The following is a 16,307-nucleotide window of genomic DNA, read 5'->3' on the forward strand; positions in this document are numbered from 1 at the left end:
AACGAGCATGACTACTTTGCACATCACCTTGCTCTCGCACGGCAACCGCCTGGGCGGCATTGAACGCGAACTGCGCGAGACCGGCAACCTGGTCGAGGTCGTCGACAGCGCCGGCACGGCATCGCTTCACGCCGGCTTGCGCGCCACCAGCATCCTGATCGTCGACTGCTGCGGCGAGGCCGCCCCGGCGCTTGCCCGGCTGGAGTCGATGCTGGACGGCGCCCCGCCAGTCCCCGTCATCGCCGTCTGCGAAGAGCAGACGCCAGGCTTCCTGATCGAGGCCATGCGGGTCGGCGTGCGCGAGGTGCTGACCTTGCCCATTGGCGCCGGCGACCTCGCCGGCGCCATTGCCCGCGTCAGCCGGAGATCGGCGAGCCTGCGTGCCGGCCAGGCAAGGGTACTTGCCTTCGCTTCCTGCAAGGGCGGCAGCGGCGCAACTTTCCTGGCCTGCAATCTCGCGCACGCCCTGGCGAACCGTCCGGGCGTGAGGGTCGCACTGTTCGATCTGAACACGCAATCGGGGGATGCCTATGTCTACCTGGCCGAAGGCGAGCCGACCCACACCCTGTCCGACGTACTGTCCGGCATCCATCGCCTGGACCCGGCGTTTCTCGGCGCCTGCCTGTCTCGGGTAGCGCCCGGCCTGTCGGTCCTGGCGGCACCTGGAGACCCGGCGGCCGCGGTGCAGTCGCGGGCAGAACACATCGGGCAGTTGCTGGCGCTCGCGCGGCGCGAATTCGACTTTCTGATCCTGGATACCGGCCGCTCGGTGGATCCCCTGACGATAAGGGCGCTTGACGAGGCCGACAGGATCTACGCCGTACTGCAGCCGAGCGTGCCATACGTGCGCGGCGCGCGCCACGCAACCGCGCTGTTCCAGGGGCTGGACTACGACATGGACAAGGTCGGGTACATCGTGAACCGCTGCGGCAGCGCCGGCGACTTCAGCCTCGGCGATGTCGAGGCGGCGCTGGGAAGGAAGATCGCAAGAGCCATACCAAACCACTATGAAGCCGTTGCTGCCTCGATCAACCAGGGTGTCCCGATTGGCACGCTCGCGCCGCGCAGTCCCGTCTCCAGGGCGCTGCGGGACTGGAGCGCGTCCTTGTCCGACGACCAGGCAGACGGACAACCCGGCTGGATCGCCCGGGCCCTCGGCTGGCGGTCCGGCGCAACGCAGTTCCGCAAGGCGCCGGCACGCGCCTGAAACCGGATCCCGAACAGGAGAGCCCATGTCACTCAGAAGCTTGCTGCAAGGCGCCGTCGACGGTGCCGCCGAAACCGGAACAACCGCGCCCGGAAGCGGGACCAAGGATGCGCTGGCGTACCAGGAACTGAAGCTGCGCACCCATCTCGCCCTGCTCGAACAGATCGACCTGAAGGCCATCGAAAAGCTGCCGCAATCGCAGCGTAAGAGCGAGCTTCGGCAGTTGATCGAGGGCGTGCTCAGTTCCGGTAACGCTGCGATCAACGAGGCGGAACGCCGACTACTGGTGCGCGACATCCTGCACGAGATGCTGGGGTACGGGCCGCTGGAACTGCTGATGGCCGACCCGTCGGTATCGGATGTGCTGGTCAATACGCACAAGCACGTGTTCGTCGAACGCGCCGGCAAGCTGGAAGACGCCGGCGTGCGCTTCAACGACAACGCGCACCTGATGAAGATCATCGACAAGATCGTCTCTGGCGCAGGGCGTCGCGTCGACGAGTCCAGTCCCATGGTCGATGCGCGCCTGCCCGACGGCTCGCGCGTCAACGTCATCATCCCGCCGCTGGCCGTGGACGGGCCGGTCATGTCTATCCGTCGCTTCGGCGCGGGTGCACTGACGATCGACGACCTGGTTGCGCTGCGGAGCATTTCGCCACCGATGGCCGCCCTGCTTGAGGCCCTGGTGAAGGCGCGTCTCAACATCCTTGTCTCCGGCGGAACGGGAGGCGGCAAGACGACGCTGCTCAACGTGCTGTCCGGATTCATCGGCCCCCGCGAGAGAATCGTCACCATCGAGGACACCGCCGAACTGCGGCTGCAGCAGCGCCACGTCGTTCGCCTGGAGTCGCGTCCGCCCAACATCGAGGGAAAGGGCGAGGTCAGCCAGCGGGCCCTGCTCAGGAATGCGCTGCGCATGCGGCCCGACCGCATCATCGTCGGCGAGGTGCGCGGCGCAGAGGCGATGGACATGCTGCAGGCGATGAACACCGGCCACGAAGGCTCGCTCGCCACGCTGCACGCCAATTCGCCGCGGGATGCCCTGACCAGGCTCGAAAGCATGCTCAGCATGGCCGGCGCCAACCTGCCGCTGCGGACGATCCGCCAGCAGCTCGCGTCGGCCGTCAACGTCGTCATCCAGATCGCCCGCCTGTCCGACGGCAAGCGCAAGGTGGTGAGCATCCAGGAGATCACCGGCATGGAAGGCGAGGCCGTCATGATGCAGGAGATCTTCGGCTTCCGGCAGACCGGCGTCGCCGCCGACGGCGCGGTCCTCGGGCATTTCCGTGCGACCGGCACCCGGCCGCGCTTCACCGAACGCCTGCAGGCGCTTGGCGTCGCGCTGGCGGAGGGCATGTTCGATCCTGCGCGCCTGTACGACGCCGCGAATTGACGGAGCACGAAATGGACTTCCTCTTCCTGGCCACGGCATGTGCGATCTTCATCGCCGCAGCGCTCTTTGTCGAAGGCCTGCTCATCTGGTGGAGCACCCGCTTCGGCACCCATGCCCGTCGCCTGTCGCGTCGCCTGGGTATCCCGGCGGCGACGCCGGCCATCCCCGCTGCGCTCGCCGACCGGCCCGGCACGGATGACCAGCCCCTGCAACGCGCCGGCGGGGCGGCGCCGGCCTGGATGACCCGCTGGCTGCTGCAGTCAGGCGTACGCCTGACGCCGGCCCGCCTGTGCGCGGCCACGGCGCTCGTGGCCGGAGGCGTGTTCGCGCTGCTGCTCCTGCTCGGCGCCGGTCCAGGCACTGCGGCGCTGGCCGCGCTGCTCGCGGGCGCCGCCCCTGCCCTGCACGTCTTGCGCAGGACAGCTGCGCGCCGCACCCTGCTCGAACAACAGCTGCCGGAAGCGCTCGACCTGATCAGCCGCGCATTGCGGGCCGGACATGCGTTCCTGCCGTCGGTGAAGCTCGCGTCGGAAGAGGTGCCGGCGCCGCTCGGCGATGAATTTCGCGCCTTGTACAACGAGGTGAACTACGGCATTCCCATGCAGGAAGCCCTGCGCAACCTTGCGGCACGCGTGCCCGGGACGGACATCGGCTTCTTTGTCGTCGCGGTGCAGATTCAGCGCGAGACGGGCGGCAACCTCACCGACCTGCTCGACACGATCGCGCGCATCGTGCGCGAGCGGCTCAAGCTGCTCGCCCAGGTCAAGGTGTATTCGGCCGAAGGCCGCCTGTCGGCCTGGATCCTGGGCGTGCTTCCGTTTGCGCTGGGCGCCGTCCTGCATCTGATCAATCCCGGTTTCATGCAGGTGCTGTGGGAGGACGCCGGCGGCCGCAGGATGCTGATGACCGTGCTGGTGCTCATGGTCGCCGGCATCGTCTGGATGCGCGCGGTGATCCGCATCCGCGTATAGCGCAAGAATCAGGAGCCAAGACATGTCCGACACTTCCATCCTCTACCTGTGCGCGGTCTTCGTCGCCGTGTTCGCTGCATCGATGTTGCTGGCCCAGCTTGTGCTGTCGCGCCCCGGACGGCGGCGGCTAAAGGCGCTGCGGGCGCCGTCGTCAACGCCGGCAATCGAACGCAGCGGCGAGTGGGTCGCCAGGCTGGCCCGCGGCACGCACCCGCTGGCAAGCCTGGCCGCCCCCGCCGATAGCGCGGGCATCTCCTCGCTGCGTGCACGCCTTCAACATGCCGGCCTGCGGGACAGCGACGTCCTCTCCGCCTACTTCGCTGCCAAGACCGTGCTGGCATTCGCCGCTCCAGCGATGCTGTGGCTGGCCTGCGTGCTGGCCGGGGTGGCGCTGCCGGGGCGCATCCTGCTGGTCGCCGCACTGGTCGCGGCTGCCGCCGGCTTCTATCTGCCGAACGTGCTGCTTGCGCTGGCCGTGGCCCGCCGCCAGCGTGCGATCTTCGAATCCTTGCCGGATGCGCTGGACCTGCTGACTGTCTGCATTGAGGCCGGTCTCGGCATCGACGCCGGGTTCGCGCGGGTCGCAAGTGAGATCGAAAGCACCTGCCCGGCGCTCGCGGAAGAGCTCCAACTGATGACGCTGGAGCTGCGTGCGGGACAGGGCAAGGAGCAGGCCCTGCGCAACCTGGGACGCCGCACGGGCGTGGGCGACGTCGATGCGCTGGTGGCGATGCTGATCCAGGCCGAGCAGTTCGGCACCAGTGTCGCGGACTCGCTCCGGGTGCATTCGGCGCATCTTCGCACGCACCGACGGCAGCGCGCCGAGGAACGCGCCGCCAAGGTCGCGCTGAAGCTCCTGATGCCGCTCGTGTTCTGCATATTCCCCTCGCTGATCCTGATCATGCTGGGACCGTCGTTCATCCGGATCGGTCGCGTGCTGCTGCCTTCACTGGGCGGCCAATAGCCCTTCCGCAACAAGAGAAACAGGGAGATCGTCATGAAATGCTGTCCGTCGCTTCTCGCCGCCGCCTGCTGCGTTCCGCTGCTGCAGGCGTGCTCGCTGCCGCCGTCCTCCTCCGACACCGCGATACGGGTGGAGCCGGTGATGGCCGTGCGGCATTCCCAGCCTTCGCTGGCCATCTGGTACAGCCTCGGTCGCCGCTATCAGGAGAGCAAGCGGCTAGACCTTGCCGCCGACGCTTACCGTCACGTGCTGTTGCATGACGGCGCGCATGCCGACGCGCGCAATGCGCTTGCCACCATCCATCTCGCCGAGGGCAGGCTGGACGAGGCGGTGGCGGCGTTCCTTGCCGTGCTCGAGACGCATCCACGCCTGGCGTACGTCCATAACAATCTTGGCTATGCATACTTCCTGAAGAAGGAGTACGCCCTCGCGGTTGCGTCATTGCGGCGGGCACTCGAGCTCGAACCCCGGCACGCCCGCGCCAGCGGCAACCTGGCGCTGGTGACCGCCAGCATCGCCGGGCCGGGCACGGGCGCCCGGATGGCGTCCACGTCCCAATTACCGCCGGAAGCGGTGGCGGGAGCCACGGCGACAGCGCTGCCCGACCCGGCAGCGGTTGCTGCCCATACGGTCGTCGCCGCGCCGCAGCCCGCCGCGGTGACCTCGGCCAGCCATACCGGGGAACGCGTGCAGGAGGCGATGGCGACGGCGACCACGATCACGATCGTCAACGGGACGCGGGACACGCGCGTCGCGGAGAACCTGGCGGCCGCCTTGCAGGCGCAGGGTTACGCTGTTTCCGCCATCGTCGGTCTCAAGCCCTACACCCAGCGCCGCAACGTCATCTACTACCCGCCGGGCCGCCGCGAGGAAGCGCGTGCGCTTGGCGGGGCCATGGTCACGATGCCCGCATTGGTTGAACATGACGATCACGGCGGCAAGGCCGGCGCGCCGACCATCCGCCTGATCTTGGGAAGAAAGGCAGCCGAGGCGTTTCCGTCGTCCAGCGTGCTGGCAAGCCAATGAGCCGCGCCGCCTTGTCCCGCCGACCCCGCGGCCGCAGGGGAGAGCATGGCGCGTCGGTCGTCGAGTTCGCCCTTGTTGCGCCGGTGCTGTTCTTCTTCCTGTGCGGCATCGTCGAGATGTGCGTGCTGTTCTGGGTGAACCTCACCATGCAGCATGTGACACGGGAGGCAGCCCGCTATGCGGTCACCGGCAGGAGCGACCTCGACCCCGATGCCGCCCGGCCGCAGCGGCACGTCGCGGTGCTGGAAAGGATACGAGCGAGTTCCATGGGGCTGTATGAACGCCTGCGGCCGGTGGTGAACGGCGTGGCGTACGGCAGGAATGCGCAGGACTACGCATCCCTGTTCGGCGAACCGGGGCAGGTCTTCGTGCTGAAGATCGACTGCGCCTGGCCGGTCATGACGCCGTTGCTGAAACCGTTCTTCCAGGACGGGACGTACCGGTTCAGCGTGGCGACCACCATGCGCAACGAGGCTTTCTGACCATGCGCGCACCATATCGGTCCCGCGGCGGCGCGTCCGTGGAGTTTCTCTTTTGCCTGCCTGTCCTCATCCTGCTGGCGTTCCCGGTCGCGGACGTCGCCCGCATCATTCAGGCGAACATCGTTGCCGTCAGCATTGCGCGCGAAGGGGCGCAGCTTGCCTCGCGCACCGTGCAGGACGAGCAGTCGCTGCTGGAGGCGCTGGCGGCGGCCGCGTCGCCGCTGGACATGCGCGGCAACGGGATGATACGGATCACGAAGGTGCTCGGAAGGAGCACGGGCGGCGGTGCCACCAGGAGTGTCGTCATTGGCCAGCATCGGTGGGTGAACGGCGGCTACTCGCCTCAACGCGGCGTCTGGGAATGCGGCACGGGAGGATCGTACTGGGGGGCGGGCGGCGCCTGCGAGGGTTTGCCGCCGCCCGCGGCAGCGCCGGCCGTCGACGTCATGAGCGGTGAACTGAACGACGGCGACGTGGTGCATGTGGTCGAGGTGTTCTACCGGCTTCCGCTGCTGTTCGCCGGACAGGAGTTTCTGCGGATTCCGGGGATGCCGCGCCTCGACCCGCGCCTCTACGCGATGGCGCTGCTGTGAAATCGGCATCTGACCTGAAGGGGCTTCCATGACGTGTACGACACGCGGCAGACAGGCCGGCAACGTCTTCATCGTATTCGCGATCTCGCTCGTCATGCTCGTCGGCGCCGTGGGCCTGGCGGTGGACTCGGGGATCGGCTACCTCGTGCGGGCGCGCCTGAACGCCGCGGCGGATGCCGCGGCGGTAGCCGGGGCGCGGGCTGCGACCCGCGGGATGAACCAGGCGGAACAGCGATCCGAGGCGGTGACCGCGGCCACGCGCTTCTTCCTTGCAAACTATCCGCCCGGCTATCTCGGCTCCACCCGCACCCTGGACGGCGTCACCGTGCGCTTCGACGACCCGGTTCCCGGCCGTCTTGCCGTGGATGTCGACGCCCGCGCCGTGGTGCCGGTGACCTTCATGCAGGCGATGGGATTCGAGAAGCTCGACGTGGTCGCCTCGGCGCAGGCGATCCGCAAGGATGTCGACATGGCGTTCGTCGTCGACACATCCGGCTCGATGTCCGGCGTCGCCAACGAGGTAAGGCGGCATGCGGCCGGGTTCCTGGACCGGTTCAGCCCGACTTCCGACCGCGTCTCGCTTGCGCATTTCGCCACCGGCGCGGAGGTGGACGTGCCGATACGCACGGGACGCATGCGCGGGTTCGACCGGGCGGCCCTGCGCGCTGCCATCGCCGGTTACCGGTTCAGCGGCTTCACCAATTCCGCCGAGGGATTCTGGCATGGACGCGACCAGCTCAACAGGATCGCCCCCGGGGACCGCTCCAGCCTGCGGGTGATCGTCTTCTTCTCCGATGGATCGCCCAACACCGTGTCCTCGCATTTCAGGCTTGCGGGCGCGACCGCCTGCGGGCGGGCCGGCTCCCTCACCACCGACGACGGCGGCGCGGTCGGGCGGCCGGGCGGGCTGTGGGATCCCGCGCGACAGGACACCGTCCTGCCCGGAAGCTGCTTCCAGGGCAGCGGCATCGCCGGCAGCCTTGCCGAGGACGGTATCCCGCCGTGGTACAACGCCCACGGCATCGACGACCGCGAATTCCCGCTGGTGACATCGCTGCCCAGGCCGGTCACCAGCGACACGTCCACGCCGCAGGCCGCCTACGTCAACATCAACCGGGCGGCAAAAAACCTGCCGGAAGCAATGGCAGCGCGTGCGCGCGCGGAGGGAATCCGTGTGTTCACGCTTGGCCTCGGGTCGCTGTTGAGAAACACGACGGGCCCGGACGCGGCGCCGGACGATACGGGAGAGAACCTCCTGAAGTGCATGGCCAACACCGACGATGCACCCGCGCGCTGCCGGGCCGCCGGCGCCGCTCAGCCGCGCGGCACTTACTGTCACGCCGCCACTGCCGATGATCTCCAGCCCTGCTTCTCGATGCTGGCTTCGGAGATCCTGCGCCTGTCACGATGAGCCTTGCCTCCGTCTGGAACCGTCGGCAGCCGGAATGCGACTTAGTACAAGGTGAGAACTGATGGGCGAGCACCCGGAAAGCGGGAAGCACCGTGGCGCGACCCTGTAACTGCACAACACGAAAGGGAATTGCGATGAAGATCGATGTCTACAACAGCAAGACCATACCTGAGTATTCGATCCTTGTTCCAGCGGGCCGGACGCTCGACGGATTCGACGATGCCGTGGAAAAGACGATCAAGATTCTCGCCCCGTTCGAGCTGCAGCATGCGGCGACGGAATTCGATGCCGTGGCGCAGGGCGATGTCCTGCTCGCCCTGGTTGCGCAACTGGAGGAATACGGGGCCGCCCTGATGAAGATCGAAGTCGAGTACCGGCTTGTGGCCAGGGATGACCAGGTCGTGGAGGAAGGGACGCCGGAGCGTCTTGCGGAAGGCAGCGGACCGCCGGTCGAGCCCGAGGCGGTCTAGCCGCGGTGGAAGCGACGGTCTTACGAACGGTGTTCGCCCTCGGGCGGCACCGGGTCGTCGCCTTCCATGATCATCTCCACCAGGTTGCCGACCAGGCTCCGCACGGGCGCCAATCGCGGCATGTCGACATGGGACAGCTGCTGAAACAACGGGGCGAGGCGCGAATCCCGGCCGACCGCATTGAAATTCTCGAACTCGAGCAGGGTGACGAGCGCATAGCTGGTTTCCGTCGACTTCACCGTCGCCGATGCATTGGTCTGGCCGAAGGCGGACTGCCGCAGTTGCCGGTGGACAGGTGGCGAGTCACGCAGTCGTGTACTTACCCTGGTCATGGCGACCGTTCCATCGCGATCGGCCGCCATGTCGCTGGCGGCGGCCATGACGGCCAGCACGTCGTACAGGTTGACGGACGCGGAAGATGCTTCGCTTGTGCTGCCGCCACTGTCCTTCATGTCGCGGAGGGCCGCCGCGAAGACAGGGGACTCCTCCTTCGCCACAGCGGGAATATTCTCGATCTCCTGCAAAATATCGCACAGGCTCGCGGCGACGTCGGCGGGGGCAAGCGGCGCAACGCCGGGACGCATCGTGCGCGCAATTCGCGAGAGCAGGGCTTCCAGCCGTGCGCGTACCGCTTTGCCGGCGGCGGCCCTGCTGACGTCGATCACCCGGGTGAGCGGCTTGCAGATGGCCTCCAGCTCGCGGGCACTGGCCGTACTGTCCAGGCGGTGGCCTGTCACCCCGATCAGCCGGGTGAAGTGATCGCGCGCGTTGTTCAGGTGTCTGGGGCCGGGAGCAGTCGTCGAAAGCGGAGGCGAGGGCGAGGCAGGTGGCGCATTGTGGGTGCCGTCGGCATGCGCCGGACTGCGGGTGCCGGGCGATGAATCGTCCGCCGGCAGTGGGCCGGCCGGCGGAACAGGCGGGATTTGGGGCGGCATCGGTCGTACTTCTCCAGGGTTTTTGCATGCTCGCGGACGCGGCATGGATAGTTTTGTCAATCGAGCACGATGTTAGCCCAGCCGATTGCGCAGCAAACTCAAAATTCGTCAGTCCGGTGTGCATCGACAACAGGGCTGTCGGGACACGGCGCGCTTGAACAAGCGGTGTTTCAGCGCCCGCCGCCGGCGGTCGCAGCGCCGTCGGAATGCGGCGCGCGCGGCCCATGGAAGACGGGCGCGCGTCGATGGCTCGGGGCGCGCCTGCGATGCGCCGGTCCGGGGCCGAAGAGGCGCCGGGACATTGGTCGCGCGGGCACGTCCGGGCTTACGGACGGCCCGGACAGGCGGCGCAATGCGTCGACAGGATCAGCGGCTTGCCGCGCCCTGGCGCCTGCGGACCGGAAGCCGCGCTCCTGTCCGATACTGCTCCCGGGTGCAGGTCCGGCGCCGGCCGGCGTACATGCTGGCCGATCCCACCCAGCAGGGTGCCGAAGACGAGTACCGTGAATGCCAGCCCGAACGCATAGTGCAGGTAGTGGCACAGCCGCAGCAGTTGCGCGCGTACCCAGAGCAACAGGTAGGATGGCCATTGGCCGGGGACTTCCGGTCTGGTCTTCAACAGCGTGAGCAAGTAGTCGAGAGGCTGGTGCGCGGCATACCTGTCGAGGATGTCGAAGTACTCCTTGGTCAGCGCGGCGTAGTCCGCGTCGGAGATCTTCTGCCGCGCGACGACGCGATCTCCCAGTCGTTCGAGCTCGAACGCGCTGTCGCGCATGGCGGTCTCCTGCGCAATGAATTTCTCTTCGCCGATCAGCAGGCCGTACACCAGCACCAGCACGGCGATGACGGCTTCGGCCGCAAACAGGTAAACCGGCGCAATGCCCGTCGGGATGTTCAGGGCCTGTACCAGGGGGATCAGCACGAGCGCCAGCGCCAGGTAGGCGACCGTGCACAACGACAGCTTCTGGTGCAGCGCATAGCGTTCGCTGGCTTCGTGGCGCGAGGCGGCCGCGGTATCGATGCGTTCCAGCAGGTCGTTGACTCGGTTGTATGGCGGATTCAATCGATGCTCCTTCAGCGGGTCGCAAGAAAGCAATGGGTGGTTCTCCTGCGCAAAAGGTTCAGGCCACTGTCTTATCGGGCAACCTGGCGTGCAGCGCGACCGGTCATCGTCCTGGCCGAGGCGGCAGGGGACTGCTGCGGTAGCGTCCGTCCGCCATGGCAAGATCGACCGCGCCGATGATGGGCGGCGATGCGGGCGTGCCCGCGTTCCTTACATGGGGGACGCTGTGCGCCGGCCTGCCGGGCGCCGGGGATACTGCCGCCGCGGCGGACGCAGGTATTGCCGCCGTGCGGCCTGCCTTGTCATTCGGCACCGATGGAGGAAGCGCGGCGGACGGCGGCGCGAATGCCGGCGCCGGATGCACCCGGGATGCGGCGGATGCTGCCGGCGCAACAGGCACGGGCGGCACCGGCGAGGCGGCTGCCGAAGGCCCGGGGATCGCCGACGTCGGCGCCTTGCGATTGAAGACGCTGCCGGAGGAGAAAGCCTCCTGGTGGTTGGCCAGGTAAGGCGGGGAGTCAGCGCCGGAAGGCGTCGCCCGCCCGTTGTCTGCCCGCTCCCTGTCGTCAATGCGGGCGGTCGCAGGCGGCTGCGGCGGGCTCCCGTCCCGGACTGCATGGTTCCGCGCCGAGTCTTCCATCACGGCGCCAGCCGCCGAGGACCGTGCCGGTCCTGCGCTTGCCACCGCGGCAGGCACTTGCGACGGACGCAGTTCGCCGATCCTGGTGCGCGCCTGCGCGATGGCGCCCGGATGCCGGTCCGCGATATTGGAATGCCGGGAAGCTCCGGTGCCGCCGCTGCCCACGAGGCGAGGGGTGATCAGGAACAGGCGTTCCCGCGAGCCGTAGGTTTCGGAGGTGCTCCGGAACAGGTTGCCGACCAGTGGCACATCCCCGAGCAGCGGCACCTTGTTCTGCTCCCGGCCCATTGACTCGGCATGGTAGCCGCCGATCACGAGCGTCTGCTGCAGATCGACGATGGCCTGCGTGCTGATGGTCGAGCGCGTGACGTTGGCGCTGGCCGTGCTGTCGCCGAGGGAGCCGTCCTCGATATCGACTTCCAGGCGAACGCGGGTGGCGTCGACCTCGCCGATGAGGCGCGGGATCACCCGCAACATCGTCCCTGCGGTCACGTCGGCGAGGTCGGCATATCGTTCGGCCAGCAGGGGCATGTACCGCGTCTGGCTCAGATCGAGCACGGCGGCCACGTTGTCGAGCGTCAGGACGGTCGGGGTCGCCAGCACCCGGGCTTCGCCGTTGCCCTCCATCGCCTTCAGCCGCGCATAGAAGCGGGCCGCATTGCTGATGAGCAGTGTCGAGCCAGGCAGCGGCAGCTCGATGCCGCGCGATTCGCCCGCCGTGCTGTTGATGCGGGAGGTCACGCGTCCTCCAGGGCTGCGCACGCCCCACTCCACGCCGAGCTCGGCAAGCTTGTTGCGGTCGATGTCGACGATCAGGGCCTCGATCTCGACCTGGCGCGGCTCCACGTCGAGCTGTTCGATGAGCGACGCATAGAGATCGCGGCGCGACGGCGTATCGTAGATCATGACGGCATTGAGCGAGGGGTCGGCTTCTATCCGGGGCCGGCCATCGCCGCCCTGCATCCTCGCGCGGCTTGCCCGTTCCGGGTCTTCCGCATCGGCCGCCTCGTTCCGCTCCATTGCGCCGGCCTGCCCGGGCGCGCCAAACAGACCCGGTCCGATCTCGCGCGCGCCGCCGCGTCCAACCTTGGGCGCGCGGCTGCGCTTCCTGCTGTCCGTGTCCAGCGAGGCGCGCGCATCGCTGGTCCTGTCACCCGTATCGCCGCTGGCGATCAGGCGGGTCAGGATGGTCTTGATGCCGGGGATGACCTCCGAGCGCCCCCGCGAATTGATGACGCGGTCCATCGCGCTGGCGTATTTCAGGCGGAATACCATCACCTGCCTGCCCCTGAGCGCGTTCTTCCTGTCCTCCGGAAGCAGGATCGCGCGGGCAAGGTTGACATACTCGCGCGGGCCGCTGACGATCACGATGCCCTCGTCGGGCAATTCGCCCCATCCGAACCGCGGATCGAACAAGCCAATGCCGATCAACGCATCCTTCGCGTCCTGCACCGCGTCCTCTCCGACCTCGAGGCGCATCGAGGCATTGTCGTCACGCGGAACGATATAGAGCGTGTCGCTGTAGACAAACCAGCGGAACTTGTAGGGCTGCGCAAGCCGGTCGAGAAAGTCGATGCCGTTGTCGGCCTTCAGGCGCCCCTTCATCAATGCGTCGCGCCCGAGGCTGACGGACAGGCGAACGCCGAACACGCGTCCGAACTCCTCGAACACCTGGCCGAGCGTGAGGCCGGTGGCGTCGATGGAGAAGCCCGTATCCTTCCAGCTGCTCGGTATGGCGGCGCCCGCCGGCACGGTCGCGGCGAGCAGAAAGCTCAGCAAGGCCGCGCCGGCCGCACGCCGCATGCGGGTGCCGTGTTTCATCCGCCCCTCCTGGACAGTTTCATGCGCATGCGGTGCTCCTCCCGCAGCTGCAGGGGATCGATCGTCGCCTTCGGAGGCAGGGGATTGACGCCCGCCCTGATCGTATCGACCTGGTTGAGGATGCGTTCAAGCGGTTCGGCTGCCTCAAGCCAGCCGCCGACGCCCGGCAGCCACTGGCTCAGGTGCAAGGCGGCGGAATCCCGGGACACGCTGTAGCCTGCCTCGAACTCCAGCGCGCCGCGAAAGCCCATCCTCAGCGCGTCGAGGAGCTGGGCGTCGGTGCAGTCCCTGAACACGCAGGCATCGAGGATTGCGCCGGTCGGAAACACGGTGAGGCACACCTCGATGTCCCCTACCGCCACGGGCGACGCCAATGCAAACCCATCGAGCCATTCCTCGGTCTCGCGGTCCAGCACGCTAGCCTTTCGATTCGTTCAGAACGACCTTCAGCGGCTTCTGCAGCAGGTTGAACTGCGCCTGCATGGCCGACTTGATGATGGACTGGGCTTCCAGCAGGCGGGCGAACGCGGCGGGATCGGGCTCTTCACCCGCTGCCTGCATTGCGAAGAAATCCTGGATGCCATGGCCGACCTCCTCGTAGTCCTGGTTGTAGCGCTGCAGCGCGTCGAGTGTCGGGTTGTTTTGTTTCTCGGCCATCGCACGTCCTCTCGTAAACGTAATTCACATGTCGACCCGGTAAGCTGGTTCTCATTAGTAACGAACGGAATTGGACGGTTCGTTATCGCCTCCGGTATTTTTTGCGGGTCGTTCCCTGCATACGCGCGCAAGGGACGCCCCTTCGAGGCGGCGCCGGAACGCCGCCGGTAACTGAACAGAACTATCTTCCGGATGTCGCCACCCATGGCGAAAGGGGAGCGGCGGGGAGGGAAACATGGAGCGGCATCACGGATGGGTAGGAATGAAACCGGCGACGGAACTGCTGGTGGAGGCGCTCGTCAGCGGCTATGCAATGAGCAGCGACCCGCAATACCAGCAGCTCCTGCGCGAAGCCCTGTGCGGCCTCGTACGACTGGCGAAGATGGAAAAGGCGCTCGAGATCAAGCGCGATGTCGCCCGCGCCGCCGGCATCCGCATCTGACGCAACCGCGACAGAGGCGCGGCGCATGCGCCGGCGACACAGGAAAGGAGGCAAAGAAGATGACAGGAGACGACATGCGGATTGAATCGGCCGTGAAGGGCAAGACGGTGACGTCGGATGAAATCGTGGAGGCGCTTACCCTGGCCAATACCAGCCAGGACAACCCGCAGAACCGGCATATGTTCAGGGAAGCGCTGCGCGCCCTGGTCCGCCTGTCCAAGGCGGAAAAGATCAGGGATCTCCAGCAGGCCACCGGCAATGGCGCATGCTTGCCGGGCATGCGCCCTCCCGGCGACGTGCAGTAGGGCGGCAGGGGACGCGCGTCGAGCCGCTGCCGTCGTCGAATGACCGCCGGCGGCCGGTCGGCTACCATTGCCCTCTTTCAGGACTGGAGGGCGGGACATGGGACGACGCATCGGGCAGTCGCCGGCGCGTGGATTGGACGCGGGGTCGGGGTTCACGCCATTGCGTGCTTTCCGCCGGATGTGCGACGTGTCGGCGTCCGGCCGGGCGGCACGCGCGGCGGGCATGCGGATGGCGCGTGCATGCGGCGCCGTCACGCGGGCGATGGCAGCCGCCGGGCTGCTGGCCTGCGGGGTAACGGCCGCCGCCGCGCAAGGCCTCGCGAGCGAAGGGCTGGTCGAGGTTCACCATGCCATCCCGCTGCCGCGGGGAACGCAGCTCGATGTGGTCGTCAGCAGGCGCAAGGACGCGATGCCGGCCACCGCCGTGCTTCTGTTTCCGGGTTATCCCGGCATCCTGCGGATCAGGAACGAGGGCGGTTCGCCGGCCTTCGACCTGGGAGGGAATTTCCTTGTCCGTGCGCGCCGCCACCTGAATGCCGAGGATGTGTTCACGGTGCTGGTCGATTGTCCCGTCGACCAGAGGACGGCATGCGGCGACGCCTACCGCAGCTCCCCGCAGCACGCCGAGGATATCGGGCGGCTCGTCAGGTTCGTCCGCAGCGAACTCGGCGCCGGGCAGGTCTACCTCCTCGGCACCAGCTATGGGACGGTATCGACGGCGTTCCTGGCAAGAGCCCTGGGAGCCGAAATCGACGGCGCCATCCATGCCGCCGCGTTCACCGACCCGCGACCAGGCCGGAACAGCCACGGGACAGCGATGGCGGGGTTCGACTGGGCGGTCGCCGGCGTGCCCCAGCTGTTCGTGCACCACAAGGATGACCCGTGCGACGTCACGCGCCATGCGAGCATCGACAAGCAGCGCGGAAGGATCCCCCTGATCACGGTCGAGGGCGTTGTCGAGCCGCGGGGCGAGCCGTGCCAGGCCTATTCGGCGCACGGTTTCGTCGGGCGCGAAAAGGCGACGATGCAGGCCATCGGGGCGTGGATCCGGACCCGCGACGTCCAGCAGGTGGTCTCCGGCAACCCGTAGGCGCGCTGCTTCCGCTCCCGCCTGACGTCGCGATCTGCAATCTTTGCGGGAGCCGGAAACCCCGCGTCTGCGAGCGGAAGCGCAACAGGCGCGGCGTCAGCGCTCGGCTGCAGTCAGCGCCTGTCCCCGGTAACGCAGGGCGGCAGGGCGGCGCCGAGGAGGGCAGCTAAGCAGGATGTCGCAATGCGTGGACTGCAGGAGCCGGTCCAGGATGTCAGTCGCGTCGTGCGGCAGCAAGCCCGATACGCACGGATACGCCATGACGACGAGGTCGGCCTGCATGCGCGCCGCATAGGAAGGGATCACTTGCAGCGGCGCGCCGAAATGGACGGCGGTCGACAGGAACAGGCGGTCGCAGTTGAGCGCGTTGCGGAAATGATCCATGCGCGTCATCGCAGCGGCATGCACCTGCCGGCGCTTCGCTTGCGCCGCGGGGGCTTGGCGCACGCCGTGCAGCCGGCCGGCGCGGGCATCGCAGCCGTACGCATGCAGCATGGTCACCTGCGCCGTCGCGGGGGCACGCGCGGCAAGCCGCGCCGCCTCGCGCGCGCCTGCGGAAAAATCGGTCGGCACCAGCACGCGCTTGTATTCGCTCCGGACCGGTTTGCGCACGATCAGCAGCGGCAGGGCCGCGCGGCAGATGCGGCGGTGCAGGAAGTAGCGCCGGAGCAGGCCGGCGGCGCCGAAACCGGGTTCGCTCCATGGCAGGTGGAGTTGCGGGATACTGCGCGCGAAATCGTTCATCTCTCCTCCTCTTCATCTCCGCCGGTCGCCGTTGCGCTGCACGATGCCTTGTTGCACCGGTCCGGCAAATACCTTACCGTAGCCGTCGGATGA

At 67.6% G+C, this 16,307-nt stretch carries 18 protein-coding genes; 12 read left to right on the forward strand and 6 right to left on the reverse strand.

All coding sequences use genetic code 11. The annotated features are described in order from the left end of the window. Positions 1-7 precede the first annotated feature (7 nt). From VIM12_RS13670 to VIM12_RS13710, 9 genes are all read left to right on the forward strand, one after another. On the forward strand, positions 8-1,207 hold the full coding sequence (locus tag VIM12_RS13670; protein WP_331942208.1) for an AAA family ATPase: 1,200 nt from the start codon (positions 8-10) through the stop codon (positions 1,205-1,207). A 25-nt stretch (positions 1,208-1,232) separates the two neighbouring features. Continuing rightward, positions 1,233-2,600, forward strand: a complete 1,368-nt coding sequence (locus VIM12_RS13675; RefSeq protein WP_331942209.1) for a CpaF family protein — start codon at positions 1,233-1,235, stop codon at positions 2,598-2,600. Between the two features lie 11 nt (positions 2,601-2,611). Continuing rightward, positions 2,612-3,571: a type II secretion system F family protein gene (locus VIM12_RS13680; protein WP_331942210.1), complete on the forward strand. Its 960-nt coding sequence runs from the start codon at positions 2,612-2,614 to the stop codon at positions 3,569-3,571. Positions 3,572-3,593: 22 nt separating this feature from the next. Beyond that, complete coding sequence (locus tag VIM12_RS13685) at positions 3,594-4,535, forward strand: type II secretion system F family protein (protein WP_331942211.1); 942 nt, start codon at positions 3,594-3,596, stop codon at positions 4,533-4,535. 33 nt (positions 4,536-4,568) lie between these two features. After that, positions 4,569-5,561 carry a LytR C-terminal domain-containing protein gene (locus VIM12_RS13690; protein WP_331942212.1) on the forward strand — a complete coding sequence of 331 codons (993 nt, stop codon included), beginning with the start codon at positions 4,569-4,571 and terminating at the stop codon, positions 5,559-5,561. Next, entirely contained in the window at positions 5,558-6,043 is a 486-nt protein-coding gene (locus VIM12_RS13695) for a TadE/TadG family type IV pilus assembly protein (protein ID WP_331942213.1), read from the forward strand. Before VIM12_RS13690 ends, VIM12_RS13695 begins: the two co-directional genes overlap by 4 nt. 38 nt (positions 6,044-6,081) lie before the next feature. After that, entirely contained in the window at positions 6,082-6,636 is a 555-nt protein-coding gene (locus VIM12_RS13700) for a TadE family protein (RefSeq protein WP_331942214.1), read from the forward strand. Between the two features lie 28 nt (positions 6,637-6,664). Further along, the gene (locus VIM12_RS13705; protein WP_331942215.1) at positions 6,665-8,047 is read left to right on the forward strand and encodes a vWA domain-containing protein; all 1,383 of its coding nucleotides are present in this window, start codon (positions 6,665-6,667) and stop codon (positions 8,045-8,047) included. A 134-nt stretch (positions 8,048-8,181) separates the two neighbouring features. Further along, positions 8,182-8,517, forward strand: coding sequence for a hypothetical protein (locus VIM12_RS13710; protein WP_331942216.1), 336 nt, complete (start codon positions 8,182-8,184; stop codon positions 8,515-8,517). A 20-nt stretch (positions 8,518-8,537) separates the two neighbouring features. Here VIM12_RS13710 and VIM12_RS13715 read toward each other — a convergent pair whose 3' ends face one another. The 5 genes from VIM12_RS13715 to VIM12_RS13735 form a co-directional block, all read right to left on the reverse strand. Continuing rightward, positions 8,538-9,452 (reverse strand): hypothetical protein, encoded by a 915-nt coding sequence (locus tag VIM12_RS13715; RefSeq protein ID WP_331942217.1) that lies wholly within the window; start codon positions 9,450-9,452, stop codon positions 8,538-8,540. Between the two features lie 325 nt (positions 9,453-9,777). Next, the gene (locus VIM12_RS13720; RefSeq protein WP_331942218.1) at positions 9,778-10,515 is read right to left on the reverse strand and encodes an SLATT domain-containing protein; all 738 of its coding nucleotides are present in this window, start codon (positions 10,513-10,515) and stop codon (positions 9,778-9,780) included. Between the two features lie 103 nt (positions 10,516-10,618). Beyond that, entirely contained in the window at positions 10,619-12,976 is a 2,358-nt protein-coding gene (gene sctC / locus VIM12_RS13725) for a type III secretion system outer membrane ring subunit SctC (RefSeq protein ID WP_331942219.1), read from the reverse strand. Beyond that, complete coding sequence (locus VIM12_RS13730) at positions 12,973-13,392, reverse strand: hypothetical protein (protein ID WP_331942220.1); 420 nt, start codon at positions 13,390-13,392, stop codon at positions 12,973-12,975. Before VIM12_RS13730 ends, sctC begins: the two co-directional genes overlap by 4 nt. 1 nt (position 13,393) lies before the next feature. Beyond that, positions 13,394-13,633, reverse strand: a complete 240-nt coding sequence (locus tag VIM12_RS13735; RefSeq protein WP_331942221.1) for a hypothetical protein — start codon at positions 13,631-13,633, stop codon at positions 13,394-13,396. Between the two features lie 262 nt (positions 13,634-13,895). Here VIM12_RS13735 and VIM12_RS13740 point away from each other — a divergent pair, with 262 nt between their 5' ends. The 3 genes from VIM12_RS13740 to VIM12_RS13750 all read left to right on the forward strand — a co-directional run bounded on the left by VIM12_RS13740 (position 13,896) and on the right by VIM12_RS13750 (position 15,470). After that, a complete protein-coding gene (locus tag VIM12_RS13740; RefSeq protein ID WP_331942222.1) occupies positions 13,896-14,075 on the forward strand; it encodes a hypothetical protein in 180 nt (59 codons plus the stop codon). Between the two features lie 74 nt (positions 14,076-14,149). Next, a complete protein-coding gene (locus tag VIM12_RS13745) occupies positions 14,150-14,380 on the forward strand; it encodes a hypothetical protein (protein WP_331942223.1) in 231 nt (76 codons plus the stop codon). Between the two features lie 97 nt (positions 14,381-14,477). Further along, positions 14,478-15,470 (forward strand): alpha/beta hydrolase, encoded by a 993-nt coding sequence (locus tag VIM12_RS13750; protein ID WP_331942224.1) that lies wholly within the window; start codon positions 14,478-14,480, stop codon positions 15,468-15,470. Between the two features lie 96 nt (positions 15,471-15,566). On the opposite strand, the gene VIM12_RS13755 is transcribed toward VIM12_RS13750, so the two are convergent. Beyond that, positions 15,567-16,214, reverse strand: coding sequence for a universal stress protein (locus VIM12_RS13755; RefSeq protein WP_331942225.1), 648 nt, complete (start codon positions 16,212-16,214; stop codon positions 15,567-15,569). Positions 16,215-16,307 lie beyond the last annotated feature (93 nt).

The sequence above is a fragment of the Noviherbaspirillum sp. genome (genome assembly GCF_036563305.1).
Taxonomy (GTDB): Bacteria; Pseudomonadota; Gammaproteobacteria; order Burkholderiales; family Burkholderiaceae_D; genus Noviherbaspirillum.

Excerpts from the sequence above, each read along its gene's own strand:
- VIM12_RS13670 (WP_331942208.1), top strand. The coding sequence starts at position 8 with ATGACTACTTTGCACATCACCTTGCTCTCGCACGGCAACCGCCTGGGC.
- VIM12_RS13675 (WP_331942209.1), top strand. The coding sequence starts at position 1,233 with ATGTCACTCAGAAGCTTGCTGCAAGGCGCCGTCGACGGTGCCGCCGAA.
- VIM12_RS13680 (WP_331942210.1), top strand. The coding sequence starts at position 2,612 with ATGGACTTCCTCTTCCTGGCCACGGCATGTGCGATCTTCATCGCCGCA.
- VIM12_RS13685 (WP_331942211.1), top strand. The coding sequence starts at position 3,594 with ATGTCCGACACTTCCATCCTCTACCTGTGCGCGGTCTTCGTCGCCGTG.
- VIM12_RS13690 (WP_331942212.1), top strand. The coding sequence starts at position 4,569 with ATGAAATGCTGTCCGTCGCTTCTCGCCGCCGCCTGCTGCGTTCCGCTG.
- VIM12_RS13695 (WP_331942213.1), top strand. The coding sequence starts at position 5,558 with ATGAGCCGCGCCGCCTTGTCCCGCCGACCCCGCGGCCGCAGGGGAGAG.
- VIM12_RS13705 (WP_331942215.1), top strand. The coding sequence starts at position 6,665 with ATGACGTGTACGACACGCGGCAGACAGGCCGGCAACGTCTTCATCGTA.
- VIM12_RS13710 (WP_331942216.1), top strand. The coding sequence starts at position 8,182 with ATGAAGATCGATGTCTACAACAGCAAGACCATACCTGAGTATTCGATC.
- VIM12_RS13715 (WP_331942217.1), bottom strand. The coding sequence starts at position 9,452 with ATGCCGCCCCAAATCCCGCCTGTTCCGCCGGCCGGCCCACTGCCGGCG.
- sctC (WP_331942219.1), bottom strand. The coding sequence starts at position 12,976 with ATGAAACACGGCACCCGCATGCGGCGTGCGGCCGGCGCGGCCTTGCTG.
- VIM12_RS13735 (WP_331942221.1), bottom strand. The coding sequence starts at position 13,633 with ATGGCCGAGAAACAAAACAACCCGACACTCGACGCGCTGCAGCGCTAC.
- VIM12_RS13740 (WP_331942222.1), top strand. The coding sequence starts at position 13,896 with ATGAAACCGGCGACGGAACTGCTGGTGGAGGCGCTCGTCAGCGGCTAT.
- VIM12_RS13745 (WP_331942223.1), top strand. The coding sequence starts at position 14,150 with ATGCGGATTGAATCGGCCGTGAAGGGCAAGACGGTGACGTCGGATGAA.
- VIM12_RS13750 (WP_331942224.1), top strand. The coding sequence starts at position 14,478 with ATGGGACGACGCATCGGGCAGTCGCCGGCGCGTGGATTGGACGCGGGG.
- VIM12_RS13755 (WP_331942225.1), bottom strand. The coding sequence starts at position 16,214 with ATGAACGATTTCGCGCGCAGTATCCCGCAACTCCACCTGCCATGGAGC.